Annotated in this window: 17 protein-coding genes; 4 read left to right on the top strand and 13 right to left on the bottom strand. The window is 54.9% G+C overall.

Annotation, left to right across the window (positions count from 1 at the left end; translation table 11 throughout):
• The 6 genes from FJ695_RS24970 to FJ695_RS24945 are packed head-to-tail and all read right to left on the bottom strand — an operon-like array spanning position 1 to position 5747.
• Positions 1 to 927, bottom strand: a complete 927-nt coding sequence (locus tag FJ695_RS24970) for an SDR family NAD(P)-dependent oxidoreductase (RefSeq protein ID WP_141188920.1) — start codon at positions 925 to 927, stop codon at positions 1 to 3.
• Positions 927 to 1781, bottom strand: coding sequence for a MaoC/PaaZ C-terminal domain-containing protein (locus FJ695_RS24965; protein ID WP_141187973.1), 855 nt, complete (start codon positions 1779 to 1781; stop codon positions 927 to 929). The genes FJ695_RS24970 and FJ695_RS24965 overlap by 1 nt, the downstream gene beginning before the upstream one ends.
• A gap of 11 nt (positions 1782 to 1792) precedes the next feature.
• A complete protein-coding gene (locus tag FJ695_RS24960; RefSeq protein ID WP_141187972.1) occupies positions 1793 to 2944 on the bottom strand; it encodes an acyl-CoA dehydrogenase family protein in 1152 nt (383 codons plus the stop codon).
• Positions 2945 to 2954: 10 nt separating this feature from the next.
• Positions 2955 to 4076 carry an acyl-CoA dehydrogenase family protein gene (locus FJ695_RS24955; RefSeq protein ID WP_141187971.1) on the bottom strand — a complete coding sequence of 374 codons (1122 nt, stop codon included), beginning with the start codon at positions 4074 to 4076 and terminating at the stop codon, positions 2955 to 2957.
• 5 nt (positions 4077 to 4081) lie between these two features.
• A complete protein-coding gene (locus FJ695_RS24950; protein ID WP_141187970.1) occupies positions 4082 to 5275 on the bottom strand; it encodes an acyl-CoA dehydrogenase family protein in 1194 nt (397 codons plus the stop codon).
• 10 nt (positions 5276 to 5285) lie between these two features.
• Positions 5286 to 5747, bottom strand: a complete 462-nt coding sequence (locus FJ695_RS24945) for a MaoC family dehydratase (protein WP_141187969.1) — start codon at positions 5745 to 5747, stop codon at positions 5286 to 5288.
• A 252-nt stretch (positions 5748 to 5999) separates the two neighbouring features.
• Between FJ695_RS24945 and FJ695_RS24940 the strand changes: the two genes are divergently transcribed.
• Genes FJ695_RS24940 through FJ695_RS24925 form a run of 4 tightly spaced genes read left to right on the top strand, consistent with a single transcriptional unit; the run spans position 6000 to position 10239 of the window.
• Positions 6000 to 7172 (top strand): CaiB/BaiF CoA-transferase family protein, encoded by a 1173-nt coding sequence (locus FJ695_RS24940; protein ID WP_141187968.1) that lies wholly within the window; start codon positions 6000 to 6002, stop codon positions 7170 to 7172.
• Positions 7153 to 8421 (top strand): acetyl-CoA hydrolase/transferase family protein, encoded by a 1269-nt coding sequence (locus FJ695_RS24935; RefSeq protein ID WP_168206482.1) that lies wholly within the window; start codon positions 7153 to 7155, stop codon positions 8419 to 8421. The genes FJ695_RS24940 and FJ695_RS24935 overlap by 20 nt, the downstream gene beginning before the upstream one ends.
• Positions 8418 to 9821 (top strand): hypothetical protein, encoded by a 1404-nt coding sequence (locus FJ695_RS24930; RefSeq protein ID WP_141187966.1) that lies wholly within the window; start codon positions 8418 to 8420, stop codon positions 9819 to 9821. The genes FJ695_RS24935 and FJ695_RS24930 overlap by 4 nt, the downstream gene beginning before the upstream one ends.
• Before the next feature lie 13 nt (positions 9822 to 9834).
• A complete protein-coding gene (locus FJ695_RS24925; protein WP_141187965.1) occupies positions 9835 to 10239 on the top strand; it encodes a lipocalin-like domain-containing protein in 405 nt (134 codons plus the stop codon).
• Positions 10240 to 10356: 117 nt separating this feature from the next.
• Here the strand turns inward: FJ695_RS24925 and FJ695_RS24920 are convergent, their stop codons facing one another.
• Genes FJ695_RS24920 through FJ695_RS24890 form a run of 7 tightly spaced genes read right to left on the bottom strand, consistent with a single transcriptional unit; the run spans position 10357 to position 17237 of the window.
• Positions 10357 to 11553, bottom strand: coding sequence for a CaiB/BaiF CoA-transferase family protein (locus FJ695_RS24920; RefSeq protein ID WP_209010804.1), 1197 nt, complete (start codon positions 11551 to 11553; stop codon positions 10357 to 10359).
• Positions 11553 to 12452, bottom strand: coding sequence for a CoA ester lyase (locus FJ695_RS24915; protein WP_141187964.1), 900 nt, complete (start codon positions 12450 to 12452; stop codon positions 11553 to 11555). The genes FJ695_RS24920 and FJ695_RS24915 overlap by 1 nt, the downstream gene beginning before the upstream one ends.
• A gap of 11 nt (positions 12453 to 12463) precedes the next feature.
• Positions 12464 to 13669 (bottom strand): CaiB/BaiF CoA-transferase family protein, encoded by a 1206-nt coding sequence (locus FJ695_RS24910; RefSeq protein ID WP_141187963.1) that lies wholly within the window; start codon positions 13667 to 13669, stop codon positions 12464 to 12466.
• A 3-nt stretch (positions 13670 to 13672) separates the two neighbouring features.
• The gene (locus tag FJ695_RS24905; RefSeq protein ID WP_141187962.1) at positions 13673 to 14065 is read right to left on the bottom strand and encodes a Zn-ribbon domain-containing OB-fold protein; all 393 of its coding nucleotides are present in this window, start codon (positions 14063 to 14065) and stop codon (positions 13673 to 13675) included.
• Positions 14062 to 15234, bottom strand: a complete 1173-nt coding sequence (locus tag FJ695_RS24900; protein WP_141187961.1) for a thiolase domain-containing protein — start codon at positions 15232 to 15234, stop codon at positions 14062 to 14064. The genes FJ695_RS24905 and FJ695_RS24900 overlap by 4 nt, the downstream gene beginning before the upstream one ends.
• Positions 15235 to 15243: 9 nt before the next feature.
• Positions 15244 to 16428, bottom strand: coding sequence for an acyl-CoA dehydrogenase family protein (locus FJ695_RS24895; RefSeq protein WP_141187960.1), 1185 nt, complete (start codon positions 16426 to 16428; stop codon positions 15244 to 15246).
• Between the two features lie 38 nt (positions 16429 to 16466).
• Positions 16467 to 17237: an SDR family NAD(P)-dependent oxidoreductase gene (locus FJ695_RS24890; protein WP_141187959.1), complete on the bottom strand. Its 771-nt coding sequence runs from the start codon at positions 17235 to 17237 to the stop codon at positions 16467 to 16469.
• Positions 17238 to 17340: the final 103 nt, after the last annotated feature.

The raw sequence follows: 17340 nt of genomic DNA, 5'->3' as shown, positions 1-17340 counted from the left end.
TTAGGTCGGTTGCCAGGTGAAATAAGTCGGGGATGTATCCGGCGCAGTCATACTGCGTGACATCGCAGGAAACGCCGTGTCGACAATGGCTTGCGCAGTCCAGCCTTCCGCCTCATGGCTGGTGTGCACGGGGCGGGGCTGACTGAAGCAATAGAGTTCGTTGGCGCGCGCTCCGAAAATCTGGCCGGTAACGTCTTTCGCGCCATCGGACAGCAATGCGACTGCCAGTGGCGCTACCTTCTGGCCGTGGCTCAATTTGTCGAGCAACGCCATACGTTCTTGATAGAGTGGATTGTGTTTCGGGATCGATCCGGTCATCCGGGTAAAAGCCCATGGCGCGATACAATTGGAACGCGTCCCGAAACAGGCCATATCGATTGAAATCGATCGGCTAAGTCCGGCAATTCCCAATTTCGCTGCGGCATAGTTGGCTTGACCAAGATTGCCCACGAGGCCGGAGGTAGATGTCATATGAACATAAGAGCCGGTTGCACGAACCCTGAAATGCGCTGCAGCTGCCCGGCTGACAAAAAACGAGCCGTTCAAATGCACCTGCACCACGGCTTCCCAATCGTCTTTGGTCATCTTGTGAAAGATACCGTCTCTGAGAAGACCGGCATTGTTCACAACACCATCAAGCTGCCCGAATGTATCGAGTGCGTTCTCAACGATCGCATGCGCTTGATCCCAGTCCGCGACCGAATGGGTGTCCGCAATGGCATTGCCGCCATTTGAGCGGATCTCGGCTGCGACCTCTTCTGCCGGACCGGCATTCGCCTCCTGATCACTGACGCCTGCTCCCAGGTCATTGACAACGACATTCGCGCCTTCTGCGGCTGCCAGCAGCGCGATGTACTTGCCAACGCCCCGGCCGGCGCCTGTTACGATGACCGTCTTACCTTCAAGAAGTCTCACCCTGTCCTCCATCACGTGTTCAGGCTCATCGTGCCGCGATCAAGAACCACCTCGTCCCGGTCCTCGGCCGTTACGCGGAACCTCGCTCCCCCATCGGTTTTCCAGATGTCTGTGCGGACCGTATCCCCTGGGAACACCGGCCTGCTGAACCTGCACGCGATGCCGCCAAACCGGTCGGCTTCGCCACCAGCTATGTGCTTGAACAACTGGTGAGCGGCGATCCCCATGGTGCAAAGTCCATGCAGAATGGGGCGGTGATAACCGGCCTTGGCCGCGACCGGCGGCGAGGCGTGAATTGGGTTGTAGTCCCCACTTAAGCGGTAAATCAGCGCCGAGCGCTCATCGATTGTTTTCGAAAGTGAAAGATCCGGTTTGGTGGCAGGTGCAGCTTCCAGTGCTTCGGGTGTTTCGCCGTGGTTGCCAACCCCACCGTCCCCACGGCAGAACACACCGGATGTGACACGCGCGATCTCGTTTCCGGTGTCTGGGTCGCTAAGCAGTTTTTCATAATAGAGAATGCAGCCTTTATCAGCTCCTTTGTCTGTGATCCCCCGGACTCGGAAACTGGCTTTCACTTTGCCCTTTTCCGGCAGGGCGCGCGAGACAGACAAAAACTGTTCGGCGTGCAGAATCTTGACCCAGTCAATATCCAGCTCCGGTTCCTTGAGCCAGAAACCGGGATGGCCAAGTACCATTGCGTATGATGGAAGCACGTTTAGGTCATCTTCATATAGATACCGGAGATCATCCTCATCGTTTGGATCAACACCAAGATTGACACCCAGGCCGTAGAGCATCACGTCCCTTTCAGAATAGGAAACGTTGGCATCTTTGAAGGGATAATTCAGGACCTTATCAACTTGCATCACATTCACTTTCAATAAGACTTGGGAAGGCCCAGCACACGCTCGCCGATAAAGGAGGCAATGAGCTGCTCGGAGACTGGTGCGATGCGTGTGATCAGCACCTCGCGTAGAAGCCGCTCGACGTGGTATTCCTTGGCATAGCCCATGCCTCCGTGGGTAAGGACCGACTGAAGCGCTGCGTTATAACCGGCGCGCGCGCCCAGGAATTTCGCGGCATTTGCCTCCGCACCGCAGGATTGACCGCTGTCGTAGAGTTCCGCAGCCTTCATTGTCATCAGCCAGGCGGCCTCCAGCTCCATCCAGTTCTCCGCGAGGGGATGTTGAATACCCTGGTTCTGACCAATGGGCCGGCCAAAGACTTCACGTTCGGCTGCGTAGCCGGCGGCACGGCGGAGCGCATCCTGACCGATGCCGACCGCTTCTGCGCCGATCAAAACCCGTTCGGGATTCATGGCATCAAGTATCTGATAAAACCCCCGTCCTTCTTCTCCGATCAGGTCCTTTTCGGGAATGAACAGGTTGTCGAAGAAGATCATGTTGGAATCGACCGCCTTACGGCCCATTTTTGGGATACGCCGGACCTCGATCCTGCTTCGGTCGAATTCGGTGTAAAACAGGGAAATGCCGTCGGTCTTGCGTCCAACGTCTTCAAGTTTTTCTGTACGGGCGAGCAACATGATCCGGTCGGCCACTTGAGCAGTGGAGTTCCAGATCTTTCGGCCATCAACGATCCAACCGCCGTCTACTTTCTTCGCAAAGGTGGTGATGGAAGTGGTGTCCAGCCCGGCATTCGGTTCGGTCACACCGAAGCTGACCTTGTGTTCGCCTTTGACGAGCGGCGGTATCCATTGTGCCTTCTGCTCATCCGTTCCGAAGACAACGATCGGGTGGGGCCCGAACATGTTGATATGAATGCAGCTGGCAGCGGTCATAGCCCCTGTCCGGGCAATCGTGTGCATCATCACAGCTGCTTCGGCAACGCCGAGCCCGGCGCCGCCATATTCCTCCGGCATGGTGATGCCGAGCCAACCGGCTTCGGCCAAGCCGGCGTGAAAGTCATGAGGGAAGACCCCATCTTCGTCACGCGTCAGCCAATAGTCATCATTGAATTTGCTGCAAACAGCCTGGACGCCGTCGCGAATGGATTGGAGATGCTCATTCATCGCGGCGCCCCTATATTGAATCTGCAAAACGGTTCTGGTGATGGTTCACATCGCCGAACATCACATCGAGTGCCATCAACCGTTTGAAGTAATGGCCGATTGGGTATTCATCGGTCATGCCAATGCCGCCGTGCAGCTGAACGCCCTGGCCGCCCACAAACCGCCCAGCCTCGCCCACTTTTGCTTTCATTGCCGACACGGATGCAGCGGCATTTTCGGCTCCGCCAGCAAGCCGCATACAGGTGATGTCGGTGATTGCCTTGGCTTCCTCCACGGCAGTGAACATGTCGACCAGCCGATGCTGAATAACCTGGTTGTTTCCAATGGCCCTGCCGAACTGGGATCTCGTTCCGGTGTATTCTTTGGATATTTCCAGCGCTTGCCGCATTGCGCCAACGGCCTCGGCACACACGGCGCAGATTGCAGCGTTGATGACGGTTTCCAGCGCGTTGATCGCATCGCCTTCAGTGCCAAGCAGCTCCGCATTGACGTCCTCAAACCAAATGTCCGAAGCTCGACCGCCATCCACCAATGGATAGTCCTGTTGCCTCAGGCCGGAAGCATCCGCATCGATCAAAAATGCCGAGAGTCCGGCTCTATCGGCTGAATTTCCCGAAGTACGCGCAACAACGATTAACCGGTCAGCACTTGCCGCATGCAGTACTACTGATTTGTGACCGTTCAGCACATAACTGGAGTCTGTCTGACGGGCGGCTGTCTCGTGAAAAGCCAGATCAAATCCGGCGGCGGGCTCGCTGTAGGCAAGAGCAAGTTTCACTTCGCCGCTGATGATAGTGGGAAGTATTTTGGCCTTTTGCTCGCTGCTTCCCAGTGCCTGAATCAATGCCCCACCAAGCAAGACCGTAGACATCAGCGGTTCCAGAGCAAGTCCTGCACCGAGTCCTTCGGCGATCACGCTCATATCGGTAGGTGAGCCGTCGAAACCGCCAAACTCCTCGTCGAAGATGAGCCCTAACCAGCCCATTTCGGCAAATGCTGTCCAGTTTTCTTCAGAATAGCCAAGCAGGGTCTCAGAGAGCCGCTTGCGTTCGGAAAACTCGTATTTTTCTTGAACAAAGCGATCAACACTATCTTTGAGCATCGCCTGTTCCTGGGAGAGTTCAAAATCCATGACCGTTACCCCAAGATCAATTTGGCAATGATGTTGCGTTGAATTTCATTGGTGCCGCCGTAGATCGTGGCAGCCCGTTGATACAGGTGATCGGCCATCGCCCCATGCAGATAGTCCGGCCCGATTGGGCGGTCGTTCCGCCTTTGAAAGACCGGATCCGGCTCATAAGCCATTCCGTGCGACCCCAGCGCTTCTATTGTCAGGGTCTTGATCAACTGGGCGATTTCCGCACCGTTGATTTTCAGGACAGACGGTTCCGCCGTCAGCTTCCGGCCAGCAATTTCCTGGCTGAGATACCGCAGTTCCATCGCTTCCAGTGCGATCAGGTCAACTTCAACCTTGGCAATCCGGCGCCGGAAATCAGCGTCGTCGATCAGATAGCCGGCACCTCGGCGTTCCGTGCGCGCAATCTCTTTCAACCGGGCAAGCTGGTATTGCGACCGGGCGACGCGGGCAATGATATGGCGTTCATTTCCAAGCAGAAATTTTGCATAGGTCCAGCCGCGGTTTTCCTCGCCGATCAAGTTCCTGGCTGGAACTCTTACATCGGTGAAAAACACCTCATTGAGAGAATGCTCCTTGTCCAAACCAATGATCGGGCGGACTTCTATGCCGGGCGTCTTCATGTCAATGAGAATGAACGAGATGCCTTCCTGGGGTTTGCATTCCGTATCGGTGCGCACCAGACAAAACATCATGTCGGCATGCTGCGCCCAGCTGGTCCAGATCTTCTGGCCATTGATGATGTAGTCATCACCGTCCCGGACCGCCCGGGTGCGCAAACTGGCCAAGTCAGACCCGGATCCCGGCTCAGAGTAGCCCTGGCACCACCAGACATTGCTCTCCAGAATGTCCTGGAGGTAGTCCGCTTTCTGTTCTTCTGTGCCGAAGGTGTAGATTACCGGCCCGACCATATTCAGGCCAAAGGCGATGGTTTGGGGCGCGCCAGACAGAAAGTACTCACGATTGTAGATATACTTCTGGGTGAGAGACCAGCCGGGTCCGCCGTGTTCGACGGGCCAGTTGGGTGCGACCCAACCCTTCTCATGCAGCACCTTCTGCCAGGCCACGATTTCATCTTTCAGGGGGTGCAATCCCCTGTCCGAGCGGTCAAGAAGGTTTGCCGGCAGGTTTTCTTTCAGAAAGCTTCTGACTTCTTCCTGAAAGGCGAGGTCTTTGTCGCTGAATTGCAAGTCCATGCCGGCGCCCTCACGCCGCCTCGGCCGGACGCTTTCGCATCAGGGCCGTGCGTGTACAGGTTGCAACGACTTCATCGCGCTGGTTGAGGCCCTCATGATAGAACACAACTATTCCGTCATTGGGGCGTGACTTGCTTTCCCGCTTGGACGTGATCGTTGTACGCGTGCGGATCGTATCCCCATGAAAAACCGGCCGTGGAAAATTGATATCCGTCATCGCCAGGTTCCCGATTGTGGTGCCAAGGGTAGTCTCCGTCACAGTCATCCCGATCACCAGCCCCAATGTGAAAATCGAATTGACGAGCGGCTGCCCATATTCGGTTTCCGCTGCGAAATGAAAATCGATGTGGAGGGGTTGGGTGTTCAGGGTGGCATTGCAGAAGTGCATGTTGTCGTATTCGGTGACGGTTCGGGACAAAGCGTGATTGAACACTTGCCCCTCTTCAAACTCTTCAAACCACAGCCCAGCCATCCGGTTCCTCCCTGCGAAATGAGCTCACTAGCGGCTCACGCGTTTCGCTCAAATTGTCACGTTTGCGTATTTCAGAATATAGTTCTATTATTCGGACAAATGGAAAATCAAGGAAAAAATTTCCCTCCGTTTTGAAAGGTTTGCATTAAATTGGATGTTATAAAATATTGATATTATTCAATTTAGTGTTGATTGAAATGCTTTCGAGCATTCGAAGTCAAAACAAAAAATACAGAGTTGAGCTGAAAGAAAATGAGTGAAATGAGCCACTGGACACCCCTCAAAGGCGTTAAGATCGTCGATTTCTCAATGCTTCTGCCTGGTCCATTGACGACCTTGATACTTGGTGATCTCGGTGCGGAAATCATCAAGGTCGAGCCGCCGGGTGGAGACTATGCCCGCCATATGAAGAGCCACATGTTCGAGGGGGCGAACCGTGGCAAAAGAAGTATCGTTATTGACATGAAGTCTCCGCAGGCTGCATCCGTGGTCGAAAAACTGGCCGCATATGGTGACGTCGCTATCGAAGGGTTTCGTCCAGGAGTTGCGAGCCGGCTCGGTTTTGGTCCTCAACAGCTTCAGGCCGTAAATCCGGGGCTGGTTTACTGCTCCCTTTCCGGATTTGGGCAAACCGGTCCAGCTGCAACAAAGGCCGGTCATGATCTGGCTTATTTGGCAATGGGCGGGTCTCTTGCTTACCGCGGACAACTGCGGCAGCCGCCAAGCAGAGCTTCCTTACCGATTGCTGATATTGCAGGTGGGGCCTTCGCTGCGGTCTCCATTTTGGCCGCCTTGCGCGAAGGAAAGGGTACGACACTTGATCTCAGTCTGTACGAAGCTGTGCTCTATACATCCGCTCTTCGTTTTGGTTTCGATACAACGGCGGATTCTGTTGACCATCTTTACCCAGCCAATGACCTCTTTACCTGTTCCGATGGACGCTTGATTGCACTGACTGTTGTAGAGGAGAAATTCTGGAACAATCTGGTTCATGTGTTGAAGGAGATTGCTCCGGCGCTGAGCGGAGAAGAGTTCGCAACCGAGGCTGGCCGTTTGCGAAATCATCTGTCACTGATGGATATTCTGGACAGGGCATTTGCGTCCCGCCCGGCGAAGGACTGGATTGCATTGTTTGATCCGGCTGACGTGCCCGCTGCAATTTGTGTCACAAATTCTGAAGCCATCCAATCGTCACATGCTCAGGCGCGTGCCTTGCACAGACATACAGAATACGGCCCCATCTTGCCTTTCCCTGTCATTGCGAATGGACTTCGTGTCCCTAACCACTCCAGGGCTCCGGAAATCTCCTCAGGTGCGGACGATATCCTTTCAAAAATCGGTTTTAATCAGACCGAAGTTGAAACCCTTGTTCGGATTGGCGCAGTTCAAAAACCGGAACACCACAATGACCCTGTCGCCGTCTGATCCCTCCAGTCTTAATCTGGCAGACTACATTCGCCCGGGTGACCTGGTCACCTGGGGTCAAGCGATGGCAGAGCCGCTTGAACTTGTGAAGTCCTACATTGAACAACGTCATGAGATTGGTCCGGCCCGCGCCTTTGTAGGCCTGTCAATAAGCAACGCACTCAATGAAGCCATAACTGACCGGATATCCCTGATCAGCTACGGCGCCCTTGGCACCCTTGCGCCATTACATAGCAAGGGCCTCGTGTCCTTGGTGCCGTGCCGGTATTCGACTATGCCCTCGTTGGTAACCAACGGCCAGCTTCGTCCGGATGTGGTGTTTGTACAACTAAGCCCGCCAGGACCGGATGGGACGCACTCATTAGGCTGGAGCAACGATCTTTTGCCTGTTGCAATGAAACACGCAAGGGTCGTTCTGGCGGAGATCAACCCGGCAGTTCCCTGGGTTCGAATGGACCAGCCGCTCGACGAGGCTCTGATCCATCATACAATCACCAGCACCCAAGCTTTGCCGGAATTGAAGGCACCTGATCCCGGCCCGCTGGAAAACACAATTGCGGAACACGTTGCTAACCTCATTCCGGACGGCGCGACCTTGCAGTATGGAGTTGGCGCAGTCCCATCTGCTATCCTCAATGCTCTGCGATCACACCGCGACCTTGGACTACACTCGGGACTGGTTACCGACGAAATCGTTGATCTGGCCACATGTGGTGCACTGACAAATGCGCGAAAAAACATTTTTCAAGGCGTATCGGTCGGCGCAGTTGCAATCGGAAGCGGGAAACTCGCAGAATTCATGACTGACAATCCCGCTTACCTCTCCTGCCAGACTGCTGTGACCCACGGAGCCGCACCACTGTCACAACTCGACTCATTGGTCGCAATCAATTCTGCTCTGGAGGTCGACCTTCGGGGCCAAGTAAACGCGGAACAGGTCGGAAGTAGGTACCTGGGAGCAATTGGCGGACAGCCCGATTTCATGCATGCAGCTACGCACGCGGAAAACGGACTTTCGATAATCGCAATGCCTGCAAAAAGCGGGAGAAACGGCAAGAGGTCACGCATCGTTTCCAGGCTGTCTGGCTCGCAGGTAACCACGGCAAGATCTGACGTTGATGTGGTGGTTACGGAATACGGTGCCGCAGATCTACGGGGCCTGGACGTGCAGGCGAGGGCGCGCGCCTTAACTCGCATTGCAGCCCCTCATCATCAAGAACACCTTGAATTTGCCGTGGCCACTGCATGAGTGGACTAAGCGGAAGGAAGGCCGTCAGCGTTTCTCTGTTGGGGGTCGTCTGCGCGTTTGCGATTTCCCGCGAGTTTGGATTGAACACCGGACTTGCCCCAGTCGCGGGAACGGCTCTTTTGCTTTGGGCCGGTCTTGAATGGCGAGGCATGGCCCTGATCGCAAAAGTCACCTTCGGAGCTGGCCTGGCCTTAGGCGCAGCTATTGCCCTGACCGGCGGGATGACCGCTGAGATCCTTGAACTGGCAGTAGGCCGAAGTGCATTCTTCACGTTTTTTCTCATGTCGATGGACATTTTGCGAACGGCCGCAATGTCTTCCAAAATGGTTCTCGATAGTGGCCGGATGATTGTTACCCAACCGCCCGGACGACGCTATGCCATGATCACGATTGGCGGGCACCTGTTTGCCATCCTGCTCAATCTTGGGGCCATCACGCTGCTGGGCACCATGAACAGGCGCAGTATTGAAGCCAGCCGGGGCCAGGAAGAGGATTCTATCCTCGACATTCGCTTGAAACGAATGACTTTGGCCCTTGTGCGGGGTTTCACAGCCTTCACCATGTGGTCGCCAACGGCAGTGACAATGATTGTCCTTTTGTCAGCGATCCCTGGCTTCGACTGGTATCAATTCGCGCCGATCGGATTTGCATCGATTGTGTTCTATCTGAGTTTCGGCTGGTTGTTCGATCGTCTTTCTTATCCGCGCCGCCAAACATCTTCCACCCCTCAACCGCTCGTAAAGGTCCTCAAGACCTTCGTTCCCATGTCCTCACTGACCGTTGTTATCCTGTCTTCAGCGGTGCTTTTTAGCTGGCTTAGCGGTATCCGCCTGGTTGCTGCGCTTTTTATCTGCGTTCCAATGTTCGGCATCGGCTGGATCACGGTTCAATACAGCCGCGCGGGTCCCAAAACTGCGCTTGCCCTTACAAACCGGCGGCTATTGCAGAAAATCCTGCCCGATCTCACGACCATGAGATCCGAAGTGGCGATCCTATCCGCAGCCGGTTTTATTGCCGCTCTTTTACCCTATCAGATCAACACGCAGGAACTTGGACAATTCATTGCCGGACTTGGGTTGACAGAGGGTTGGCTCCTTGTCGCTTTGATGTGGTTTGTCGCACTCACGGCACCCCTAGGATTGAACCCGATCATTTCTGTTGCAGTGAGTGTTGAAGTGCTGTCCCGATTGTCCGGTTTTCACTTCAATCCCTATCTCCTGATCCTGTCTGGTACCGTTGCCTGGGGGCTTGCAACAGGCAGTTCGCCGCTCGGCGCAACAATCCGCATTGCTGGGCGCACAATCAACCGGTCGCCCGGCGAAATAGGTCTGGTTTGGAACAGACCTTTTTGCGTGGCAATTCTGCTTATCTCTTCTGCTCTACAGCTGCTTTTGAACTAAAAAGGACACCTTCATGACAAATCCCTCGTCTTTCACAGGCACCTGGCAGCTTAACAAATGGACTGCGCTGAAGAACAATACGCCTGCCGGATACCCGATGGGTGAGGATGCGCAGGGTCAGATCATCTATTCCGCAGACGGACATATGTGCGCGTTTTTGATGCGGTCCGATTTCAAAAACCAAGCCGAATTGGGCGATGCAGACACATGTCTTTCCTATGCCGGCAGCTGGTCTTTCGACGGCACCCGGATCTCTCACGATGTCCATTTTTGCAACCTGCCGCATTGGGTCGGCCGCACCCTGGTCCGCATTGTGAACCATAGGGAGGGGGAATTGGCACTGCGTACCGTGCCTGAGTATTCAAAATCCGGCAGCAAATACGAACATCTTCTCGTTTGGCAAAAGGCGTCAGATTGAGGCCTTCCAGCAAGATCGCATCCTACGTTCAAGTGAACGCATGCAAGATTCTTGACCGGCTTAAGACCGATCAGATTTTGGCTGTTCAAACAACATGCCCACGCAGGGGTAACGGCCTTAGGCGGTAACTTGTTTGTCCATCAGCTCGGTGATCTCAGCTTCGGAAAATCCGGCTTCTGCAAGAATTTCCGCGCTGTGTTCCCCCAATCCTGGTTGCAGTCTCCGTATGGAACTCGGCGATCTGGTAAAACGAACTGGCGGGCTGCTCAGACGGATGCGTCCCTCTGTCGGATGTTCGGCAAATTGCCAAAACCCGGTTGCAGCCAACTGCTCATCATTCAAAAGGTCTTCTTTTGTATTAACTTTTTGAACAGGGATCGCAGCCGCGTTGAGTGCCTTTTCCCATTCCGCGGACGTCCTGCTTGCCACCATCTCTTCGAGCAATCCGTAAATCTCGGCAGAGTGTTTCGTGCGTGTCGCCAGGTCAACAAACCGTGGATCGTCTTTCAGATCTTCACGGTCCGCAATCACGAACATGTCCTGCCAGTTCCGGTCGGTATAAGGCAGCACGCATAAATATCCGTCTTTGGTCCGGTAGGGTTTGCGCATTTTGTTCAAGAGGCGCGCATATCCCATCGACGCAATCGGGGGATCAAAGGCTGCACCATTCACGTGTTCCACCATCAAATAATCGACCAGGCTCTCGAACATCGGCACTTCGATTACCTGTCCTTCACCGTGCCGCTCCCGATGGAAGAGTGCGGCCAACACAGCCGAGACGACGTGAAAGGAGCTGGTTTTATCGGCCATGATCGATGGCACATAGCGTGGTTCACCACCTTCCGAAATAACGGTCTGCAGATCTGTGATGCCGCTGGCAGCTTGAATGACATCGTCATAGGCCGGCTTGTTCGCCATTGGCCCATCACCTCTGAACCCGTATGTCTTTACAAAAATCAGGTTCGGATAGGCCGTCATAAACCGATCGTCATCCAGTCCCAGTTTGGTGGCGATGGCGGGGCGCATGTTGTGAACAAACACATCTGCGGTCCCAACAAGCTTGAAAAGGGCTTCCCGTCCTTCGTCTTGCGAAAGGTCAAGGATCACTGAACGCTTGTTACGATTTGTCGACATGAAGAAAGATGCCATACCGGGGTTGCGCCGATCCCCGGTATGGCGGGTGGTATCCCCATGATGGGTTTCCACCTTGATCACGTCAGCGCCCATGTCTCCGAGCATTTGAGTTGCCCATGGTCCAAGGATCACCGTCGTGAGATCAACAATACGAATGCCTTCGAGTGCTCCGGCCATCATCAACCTCCGGCCGCATTGATCTGGTCAGCCAGTGCCAGAAGATTACGTGCCTGCTTCAAATGCGGCATATCCAGCATTTGCCCATCAAGGCCAATGGTTCCAAGACCAGGATTCTGCTCAAAGATGTCCACGACTTTCCTTGACCATGCGACCTCTTCATCGGTCGGGGTAAACGCCGCGTTGATCACGTCGCTCTGCGCAGGGTGAACAGCTATCTTGCCAATGAAACCGGACTGACGGTCATATTCACAATCGCGGCGCAACTCCTCCAGATCCCGGAAATTGGTAACCACAACGCCGACCGGCTGCGCATCCACCGCTCTTGCGGTTGTCAAACACATTGTCCGGGCAAACTGGAAGGGATGATCGTATTCCCCTGTTACCGGATGCCGGTTGGTTGCGGCGCCAAGGGCAGCAGCAAGGTCTTCTCCGCCCCATGTCAGGGCGGCCAGTCGATCACTCACCCCGTCAAGGTAGGTGTTGAACGTTAGGAGAGCAGCAGCGGTTTCCGTCGCAACAGACAAAATCCGCGTAGAACCGATTTCCAGGCCAGCCGTTGCCTCCAAAGCGGATAAACGTTCAGCCAGACGGTTGATGTCTTCCGCAGTGTTGACCTTGGGCAGCACAATACCGTCTGGAGCGCCCGGCATTACGGCCGCCAGGTCTGCGAGCGAGAAGGAATGATCGAGCGGATTTATTCGGACCCAAAGCTTCTGCCGGCTACGGTCCGGATTGGCTTTCAAAAACGCACAAGCCATATCACGGGCAATTTCCTGGCGGTCATCAGCAACTGCATCCTCCAGGTCGAGGATCAATGCGTCCGCCGGGTTTTCCCGACCTTTGGCCAGCTTCTTGTCGCTATCGGCCGGCACAAACAACCAGCTGCGGATCAATGTCATTGTTGTCCTCTTCAATTTGCTGGAGCCGAAGTTGCGCCCGCCTGCATCATTTTCTCAATCCGCGTATCGTCAAATCCGATCTCACGCAGGATCTCTTTGGAGTGTTGACCCAGCAAGGGCGCATATTTGTCCGGCGCAGGCTGGGTTTCCGACCAGTCTGCCGGTACTGCCATGTCCCAGAGTTTTCCTTCGCTCGGATGCGTCACTTGTATGAAGAACCCGACATCCTTCAAATGCGGGTCATCAATCAGAGTATCCGGAGAGTTAACCGGCATGGCAGGAATGTCCGCCTTTTCAAACAGTTCCAGCCATTCTGCTGTCGTCCGGGTCAACAGCAGCTCCGCAAGTTCGGCATAAATGGAGTCAATGTTCTCCGTTCTGGTCGCAATGGAGGCGAACCGTGGATCGTTCTCCAAAACCTCAGGTGTATTCAGAGCGTTGAACCAAGCCTGCCAATGACGGTCTGTATAGATCATCACACAGATATAATCGTCTTTGGTCTGATAAGGCCGACGGTCAGACGAAAGCAGGCGGGGATATCCCGATCCACTTTGGCAAGGTTCAAATGTCCGGCCATAAAAATGTTCCCCGAGAACAAAACTTGCCATCATTTCGAACATCGGAATGTCGATCCGCTGGCCCTTGCCTGTGCGCAGTTGATGGAACAGCGCGGCGTTGATTTGTCCAACAGCCCATAATCCGACCCCGCGATCAACCACTGCGACTGGCGAATAGGTCGGCACTCTAGCACCAGCCATTTGCGCAAGGGACGGCACTCCGGCGGCACCCTGAATTAGGTCGTCGAACGCAGGTTTTGCAGCATAGCGGCCATTTTGTCCGTAGCCGAATATGCCCGAATAGATGATCCGGGGATTGGCAGCGCGAACGGTTTCATAACTCAGTCCAAGCCGTTCCATCACCTGCGGCCGGCGGTTGTAGATCAGCACATCGGCGTTGCGGATCAGCTCCATGACCGCTGCGTGTCCGTCGTCCGTTTTCAAATCCAAGACGACGGATCTTTTTGACCGGTTGGTGTTGAGAAAGATCGGCCCCATGCCTTCGGACCTGTGCGGTCCGATTTTCCGGATCGGGTCGCCTTCCGGCGGCTCGACCTTGATGACATCAGCGCCAAGATCTCCAAGAATTTGGGTCGTGTACGGCGCCATGAGCATGTTGGTCAGATCAATCACACGAACACCATCAAGCGGACGGTTCATCACTCAATCCTTCGCCGGGCGGAACAGCGGCAGCGCTTGCCCGCCTTCCGTGTCTCGAAAGGTGACCTCGACGGGCATATCAACCGACAAGGCATTGAAATCGGCATCAACGATGTTTGTCAGCATCGTAATCCCTTCTTCCAAGGTGACATAGGCAATCGCATAAGGCGGATCGGCCCGCCGCATGACCGAATAGGAGTAGATGCGGCCTTTCCCGGACGCCTCTTGCCAGACCGTGTTGTCTGACATGCAGCCCGGGCAAATGGCGCGCGGATAAAAATGGACTTCGTTGCAGCTGTCACAGCGCTTGACCAGAAGCTTGCCGTCATTGGCAGCCTGCCAGTAGGTTTCGCTTTCCATGGTGATGTCTGGATCAGGATAACTGCGTTCACTCATGCGTCGTTCCTCCCCAGGATGACAGTGCCTGCGCCTGTTCTTTGTGAAATCTGTCCGCCGGTGCCATGCGCCAATGCGAGCCTGCAGTCCGGCACCTGAACCTTAGGATGGGCTTCTCCACGCAATTGGCGCACCGCCTCGATAACCTTGGTCATTCCGCCCCGGTTGGCCGGGTGGTTGTTGCAAAGTCCTCCGCCATCGGTGTTGAACGGCAACTTGCCAACGCCGGAAATTAGGTTTCCATCCGCAACGAACGCCCCGCCTTTGCCCTTTTCACAAAAGCCGAGGTCCTCGATCGTCTCCAGAACCGTGATTGTGAAACTGTCGTATATGGATGCGTAGTCGATGTCTGACGGGGTGACGCCGGCTTCGCCAAACGCAACCGGTCCCGAAACTGCTGCTCCTGTGTAGGTCAAATCGAAACGGCCGCCATTCAGATGTTTGACCGCTTCTCCCTGTCCCAGAACCTTGACGCAGCGGTCTCCGAGAGAAGCCGCGATTTCCGGCCTGACGACGACAAGTGCACCGCCGCCATCGGAAATCACACAGCAATCCAGCCTGTGGAGTGGGTCTGCGATCATCGGTGAAGTTACTACGTCTTCGACCGTCACCACGTCCCGCAGCATCGCATGTTCATTGTGCTGCGCGTGATGGCTGGCCGCCACTTTGACCCAGGCCAGTTGCTCCGATGTCGTGCCAAACTCATACATGTGCCGCATCGCGGCCATAGCATAAAGGTTTGTCACCATTGGACCGTATGGCAATTCAAAACCACGTTCGGGAGCATCTTCCCCGCGTGCCCGAGCACCCAGTTTTTGCAAGCCCTCAGCCCTCGGACGGCCCGCCAGGGTAATCAGTGCGACGTTGCATTTTCCAGCGGCTATTGCCTCCATGGCATGGCCGACATGAAGCACATAGGACGACCCGCCGGTTTCGGTCGTATCCGTGTATTTGAGATTCAGACCCATGTATTCAGCAAGCCCCATGCCGCCGAGGCCGGGAACCGAGCTGTCGCAGAAGTATCCATCGACATCGTCTTTGCTCAATCCGGCATCGGCAAGAGCACCGCGCGCGACTTCGGCATGAAGCTGGGGCACGGTCTTGTCGACGGCCTTACGGGTAGGGTGTTCAAAAATGCCTGCAATATAGGCTTTGGCTGATCGAGCCATGGGTGCTCCTCAATAGGATTTGGGAAGGCCAAGCGCTTTCTCGGCCAAATAACACAGGATGAGTTGCGGGCTGACAGGCGCGATCCGGTGGATCATCGCCTCGCGCATGTAACGTTCGACATGGAATTCCTTTGCATACCCCATGCCGCCATGCGTCATCACCGCATTGGTGGTTGCCTTGAAAGCGGCTTCCGCAGCAAGATACTTCGCAGCGTTGGCTTCCTTGCCGCATTCCTGGCCGGCGTCGTAGACAGCTGCAGCCCGGAATGCCATCAAGTTGGCAGCTTCCAGTTCCGCCCAACTTTCGGCCAATGGATGCTGAATGCCCTGGTTCATTCCGATCGGCCGGCCAAAGACATGCCGGTCATTGGCGTATGTGGCGGCTCTATCCAAGGCGCACCGCCCGATACCAACCAGGGATGCGGCAATCAAAATCCGCTCCGCATTCAGCCCATGCAGGAGATACCGGAAGCCCTTGCCTTCTTCCCCGATCAAGTCTTCTGGCGGGATCATCAGCTGGTCGATGAACACCTGATTGGAATCCACGCATTTGCGGCCCATCTTGGCGATTTCGCGGATTTCGACGTTGTCCCGGTTGAGGTCCGTATAGAACAGCGATAGCCCATCAATAGGACGCTCCACTTCATTTTCGTCGCGCGTTCGGGCGATCAGGAGCATTTTGTTGGCCTTTTGGGCGGTCGACGTCCATGTCTTTTGGCCATTGACGACCCACTTGTTACCATCTCTGACAGCACGGGTTTTCAAGCGCGTCGTGTCCAGTCCGGTATTTGGTTCAGTCACAGCGAAACACGCTGTGTCCGTTCGGTCGATGATGCCCGGCAACCAGCGGCTTTTTTGCTCTTCGGTGCCAAACACCACAACAGGGTTCAATCCGAAAATGTTGATGGCAATGGACGCGAACCCGGCATTGGCGGCACCGCTTTCGGTAATCGCCTGCACCATGGTCGCGGCCTCCAGGATCCCCATTCCCGAGCCGCCGTATTTTTCCGGCATGGCGATACCCAGAAAGCCGCCTTTGGCGATGGCATCGCAAAAGTCATCCGGAAATTGGCCGTCGTTGTCGCGATCCAGCCAATACTGATCATCGAACGGCTCACACAGCCGGGCGATGCTCTCGCGGATCAACATTTGATCTTCGGTATAACCGCTTGGCTCAGCGAATCCCAAAGTCATAATTCCACTCCCAAAATTCCGTTATTCGAACAAAGTCCTCAAACGCCGATGGTGTAGCCGCCATTGACCGAAACATGTTGTCCGGTCATGTAGCTGGCTCCCTCAGAAAGTAGGAAGCACACCGGCTGACTAACCTCGGCAGCGGTGGAGAATCGCTTCATAGGGACTTGTGCCATCACACCATCGCGGAACTTGTCGGAGCGGATCACTTCAGTCATCGGCGTTTCAACGACGCCGAACAGGACCGAATTGATGCGAATGCCGAATTGGGACCATTCGCGGGCTGAACTCATTGTCAGCCCCATGACACCAGATTTTGCGGCGCCATAATTGATCTGACCGATCGTCCCGCGGCGTCCCGCATCGGAACTGATGTTAACGATTGACGCCGGAGAGGTGTCGCCCGCCTCGATACGCTCCAGCATATGCTGGCCAACAGCCTGTAAACAGTAGAATACTCCAGTTAGATTAATGTCGATGACCGACTGCCAGGTTTCCGGCGTCATGTTTTTTGCCATCGCTGCCCGTACAATCCCGGCATTGTTGACAAGGCCATGAAGAGCACCATTACGAGCAACCGCATCGCTCACCATTCCCTGGACGAACTCATAATCTGAAACCGAGCCGGCGCAGACATCCACCCGGCTGCCGAGATCATCAGCAATCGATTTCAGTTTGTCCCCCTGCAAATCATTTAGAACGACATGCGCGCCAAGTTCATGAGCTAGCCTGGCGACAGCCTCTCCGATCCCCTGGGCGGCGCCAGTGATCAGAATGTTGCGGCCTGTCAAATCCATCGGATTAATCATCTCAACTCCCAAACCCTCTTAAGGATATGAATTTCATATATGCGACACTTTTTCTATTATTCGAATTACACACTTTCACTTCAGACTCAAGAGACAAGTTTGA

Origin of the sequence: Labrenzia sp. PHM005, assembly GCF_006517275.1 — a bacterium.
Lineage (GTDB): Bacteria > Pseudomonadota > Alphaproteobacteria > Rhizobiales > Stappiaceae > Roseibium.
The sequence above is the reverse complement of the archived record's forward strand: the minus strand, read 5'-3'. Positions and strand labels throughout refer to the sequence as shown.

Coding starts and splice junctions, on each gene's coding strand:
- FJ695_RS24970 (WP_141188920.1), bottom strand. CDS start 927: ATGGAGGACAGGGTGAGACTTCTTGAAGGTAAGACGGTCATCGTAACA.
- FJ695_RS24965 (WP_141187973.1), bottom strand. CDS start 1,781: ATGCAAGTTGATAAGGTCCTGAATTATCCCTTCAAAGATGCCAACGTT.
- FJ695_RS24960 (WP_141187972.1), bottom strand. CDS start 2,944: ATGAATGAGCATCTCCAATCCATTCGCGACGGCGTCCAGGCTGTTTGC.
- FJ695_RS24955 (WP_141187971.1), bottom strand. CDS start 4,076: ATGGATTTTGAACTCTCCCAGGAACAGGCGATGCTCAAAGATAGTGTT.
- FJ695_RS24950 (WP_141187970.1), bottom strand. CDS start 5,275: ATGGACTTGCAATTCAGCGACAAAGACCTCGCCTTTCAGGAAGAAGTC.
- FJ695_RS24945 (WP_141187969.1), bottom strand. CDS start 5,747: ATGGCTGGGCTGTGGTTTGAAGAGTTTGAAGAGGGGCAAGTGTTCAAT.
- FJ695_RS24940 (WP_141187968.1), top strand. CDS start 6,000: ATGAGTGAAATGAGCCACTGGACACCCCTCAAAGGCGTTAAGATCGTC.
- FJ695_RS24935 (WP_168206482.1), top strand. CDS start 7,153: ATGACCCTGTCGCCGTCTGATCCCTCCAGTCTTAATCTGGCAGACTAC.
- FJ695_RS24930 (WP_141187966.1), top strand. CDS start 8,418: ATGAGTGGACTAAGCGGAAGGAAGGCCGTCAGCGTTTCTCTGTTGGGG.
- FJ695_RS24925 (WP_141187965.1), top strand. CDS start 9,835: ATGACAAATCCCTCGTCTTTCACAGGCACCTGGCAGCTTAACAAATGG.
- FJ695_RS24920 (WP_209010804.1), bottom strand. CDS start 11,553: ATGATGGCCGGAGCACTCGAAGGCATTCGTATTGTTGATCTCACGACG.
- FJ695_RS24915 (WP_141187964.1), bottom strand. CDS start 12,452: ATGACATTGATCCGCAGCTGGTTGTTTGTGCCGGCCGATAGCGACAAG.
- FJ695_RS24910 (WP_141187963.1), bottom strand. CDS start 13,669: ATGAACCGTCCGCTTGATGGTGTTCGTGTGATTGATCTGACCAACATG.
- FJ695_RS24905 (WP_141187962.1), bottom strand. CDS start 14,065: ATGAGTGAACGCAGTTATCCTGATCCAGACATCACCATGGAAAGCGAA.
- FJ695_RS24900 (WP_141187961.1), bottom strand. CDS start 15,234: ATGGCTCGATCAGCCAAAGCCTATATTGCAGGCATTTTTGAACACCCT.
- FJ695_RS24895 (WP_141187960.1), bottom strand. CDS start 16,428: ATGACTTTGGGATTCGCTGAGCCAAGCGGTTATACCGAAGATCAAATG.
- FJ695_RS24890 (WP_141187959.1), bottom strand. CDS start 17,237: ATGATTAATCCGATGGATTTGACAGGCCGCAACATTCTGATCACTGGC.